This window comes from Sphingobium sp. FW305-3-2-15-F-TSA7 (assembly GCF_058787155.1).
The window spans coordinates 1-3,095 of the sequence record NZ_JBYSZM010000004.1 but is presented as its reverse complement, the minus strand read 5'-3'; the positions used below and the strand labels follow the sequence as shown (position 1 = coordinate 3,095).

Annotated in this window: 5 protein-coding genes; 4 read left to right on the top strand and 1 reads right to left on the bottom strand. The window is 65.3% G+C overall.

Features of this window, described 5'->3' with window-relative positions:
- The 3 genes from AC3WN8_RS03665 to AC3WN8_RS03655 form a co-directional block, all read left to right on the top strand.
- On the top strand, positions 1-578 hold a 578-nt coding region (locus AC3WN8_RS03665), incomplete at its 5' end, for a family 1 glycosylhydrolase (RefSeq protein WP_492668028.1).
- Between the two features lie 65 nt (positions 579-643).
- A complete protein-coding gene (locus tag AC3WN8_RS03660; protein WP_492668027.1) occupies positions 644-1,378 on the top strand; it encodes a Crp/Fnr family transcriptional regulator in 735 nt (244 codons plus the stop codon).
- A gap of 61 nt (positions 1,379-1,439) precedes the next feature.
- Complete coding sequence (locus tag AC3WN8_RS03655) at positions 1,440-1,640, top strand: hypothetical protein (RefSeq protein WP_492668026.1); 201 nt, start codon at positions 1,440-1,442, stop codon at positions 1,638-1,640.
- Here AC3WN8_RS03655 and AC3WN8_RS03650 read toward each other — a convergent pair.
- A complete protein-coding gene (locus tag AC3WN8_RS03650) occupies positions 1,637-2,290 on the bottom strand; it encodes a TetR/AcrR family transcriptional regulator (protein WP_492668025.1) in 654 nt (217 codons plus the stop codon). The genes AC3WN8_RS03655 and AC3WN8_RS03650 overlap by 4 nt on opposite strands.
- A 93-nt stretch (positions 2,291-2,383) precedes the next feature.
- Between AC3WN8_RS03650 and AC3WN8_RS03645 the strand changes: the two genes are divergently transcribed.
- Positions 2,384-3,073 (top strand): O-methyltransferase, encoded by a 690-nt coding sequence (locus AC3WN8_RS03645; RefSeq protein WP_492668024.1) that lies wholly within the window; start codon positions 2,384-2,386, stop codon positions 3,071-3,073.
- Positions 3,074-3,095 lie beyond the last annotated feature (22 nt).

Genomic DNA, 3,095 nt, shown 5'->3' with positions numbered 1-3,095 from the left:
ACGCGATCAAGGCGTCGCGCCCCGAGGTTCCGGTCGGGATGACGCTGGCCATTTCCGAGGAAACCGCCGAACCGGGCGGCGAAGCCTATCGCAACGCGCGATACGCCTATTTCTATGCGCCGTTCCTCGATGCTGTGGCGCATGACGATTTTGTCGGCATCCAGACCTATTCGCGGACCGTATCGCGTGCCGATGGCAGTATCGGGGTGCCGGCGGGCGCCACGCTGACCTCGATGGGTTGGGAGGATCGACCCGAAGCGCTGGGCGCGGTGTGCCGCTGGGTTTCCAGCCGCTGGTCGGTGCCGATGATCGTCACCGAAAACGGCTATGCCGGCGACGATGATGCGCGACGCGCCGTCTTTATCGACATCGCCATCGCCGGGCTGGCCGACGCGATCGCCGATGGTGCGGATGTGCGCGGCTATTTCTACTGGTCGCTGCTCGACAATTTCGAATGGCTGTTCGGTTATCGCCAGCGTTTCGGCCTGGTCGATGTCGACCGCGCCACCCAGGTCAGGACGATCAAGCCATCGGCCGCCACGCTGCGCCGTGCCCGGGAACGAGGCGTTCGACCATAGCCTTTGTCGACACTCGTATGATCGCATCGGAGCGTCTATGTCAGGGCGTGATCGATGGAGCGATGATGGCCACTCAAGGCGAACTTGCCGCACAATTCCTGAAGCTGCGGTGCCGGGATACGGTGTCGGAGGATGAGGAGCGCGTGCTGGAGCGGGCCTGTGCCGGCTTTCGCGATGTGCGCGCGAAGGAGATATTGGTGCATGAGCGCCAGCCCCAGACACAGAGTCATTTGCTGCTCGACGGAATCGTCGCACGGCAGATCACGCTGTCCGACGGGCGCCGCCAGATCGTCGCGCTTCATGTCCCGGGCGATTTCGTCGATCTGCACAGCTTCCTCGTTCAACGGCTCGAACATGACGTGGTGGCGCTGACCCCGGCGCGCATCGCGATGTTCCCGCATGTCGGGCTGCGCGCGATTACCGAGACGCAGCCCCATCTTGGGCGGATGCTGTGGCTCAGCACCTTGCTCGACGCCGCGCTCCATCGCGAATGGGTGCTGACGGTCGGCAGGCGGACCGCGAAGGAACGTGTCGCCCATCTGCTGTGCGAACTTCATGCGCGGATGAAGGTGGTGGAGCGTACCAGCGGCAACAGCTATTCACTGCCGCTCAGCCAGGTCGATATCGCCGATGCCTGTGGACTCACATCTGTCCATGTGAATCGCGTGCTGCGGCAGTTGCGCGAGGCGAAGCTGGCGCGATTCAAGGCGAAGACGGTCGAGATCCTCGATCCGGACGGGCTTGCCGCCGCGGCTGACTTCGATCCCTTCTATCTCCATCTCGGCGGCTTTCCCCGCTGACGGAACTCGTTGTTCCGCCGAGGGGTTTCCTCCTTTCGGGGATATAGGGAGCACGGCCGGAATGCATAGCAACACGCCATTCGACACTCCCGGCATTGTGACCGTGGAAGGTGGCGAAGTCATGATCGACGGCCCCGATGGGGTCGCGCTGTCGCTGACGCCGCGCGCCGCGCGTGAAATGGGCACGCGCCTGATCGCCGCCGCCGATCGCGCGGCGGAGCAGGGTGACCGGCGCGATGGCGAGCGGCAGGGGCGCGTTTAATCCGAGAACCGCGCCGCTCGATCGCGGGGCAGGCGATCGAGATAGGCGACGACCATGTCCCCTGCTGCATCGGCATAGTCGTCGATGGTTTCGATCGGCCAGTTGCGTTCGGAGATCGTCTTGCCGATCGATTCCAGCGCGATCGATATGATGTCCGCAGCGCGCCGGCGCTGGTCGCGCGTCGCATCGGGCAGGGCTTCACGCCAGAAGGCCGCCATTGTCCGCATACCGGCCCGGCGGTGGGCGTGCGTTTCCGGTGCGTCGCGGTAGAGCGGGGCGGCATCGGCCAGGGCGATCCGCATTGCCGCTTCCTCGCATTCGGAACGGAAGAAAGCCCGGATCGCGGCGCGCAGCCGCTCGACCGGCGTCAGGCCGGGTAAAGTCAACAGCGACTGGAGCATGGCCGAGGTCTCTCGCCATTCGTCGGCCTGCAGCCGGAACAGGATCGCCGCCTTGTTGGGGAAATATTGGTAGATCGAACCGACGCTCACGCCTGCACGCTCGGCCACTCGCGCGGTGGTGAAACGTGCGGCGCCCTCGGTCGCCAGAACCTGAACCGCGGCCTGCAATATGTCGGCGACCAACTGGGTCGAACGGGCCTGGCGTGGCTGTTTTCGCGAGGAAATCCGGGGTTTTCGTATCGCGGTCATGGGCAGGCTCCGGAACGCGAATAGGAAATGCGACGAATCCGTCGCATATTCTGCTCGCCCGGCCGGCACGTCAATCCAGACCAAGGAAAATCCATGATGAACACGCTTACGCAAGCGCCGCTCGCGGCGCTGCTCGACCGTCTGTTCGCCGATGCCGATGCGTCGACGGCCAGGGTGCAAAGCCAGATCCAGTCCGTTCCCGAAGCCCAGCGCGCCGCGATGATGGCGGATAAAGAAGGCTATCTCGATCTCTATACCTGGATGAAGGACGCACACCTTGCGGTCTCGCGCGAAACGGGGCGGCTGCTCTACATGCTTGCGCTCAGCAGCCGTGCGCGCAACATCGTCGAGTTCGGCACTTCGTTCGGCGTCTCGACGCTGCACCTCGCCGCGGCGCTCCGCGACAATTGGGGCGAAGCGGGCGGCGCGCGGCTGATCTCCAGCGAGTTCGAGCCCGGCAAGGTCGCCGCCGCGCGGGCGACCGTGGCGGACGCCGGTTTCGCCGACCTCGTCGAGATCCGCGAGGGCGATGCGCTCGATACGCTGGCACGCGACCTGCCCGAACGGATCGACCTGCTGCTGCTCGACGGCGCCAAGGGGCTTTATCCCGCGATCCTCGATCTCGCCGAACCGTTCCTCGCGCCCGGCGCGCTGATCCTGGCCGACAATGCCGACTGGTCGCCCGACTATCTCGCACGCGTGCGCGATCCCGCGCGGGGGTATCTGTCGGTGCCCTTCGCCGACGATGTCGAGCTTTCGATGCGGTTGGGCGGGGGACGCTAGGACTCAATCGCCGGGGCCGCTC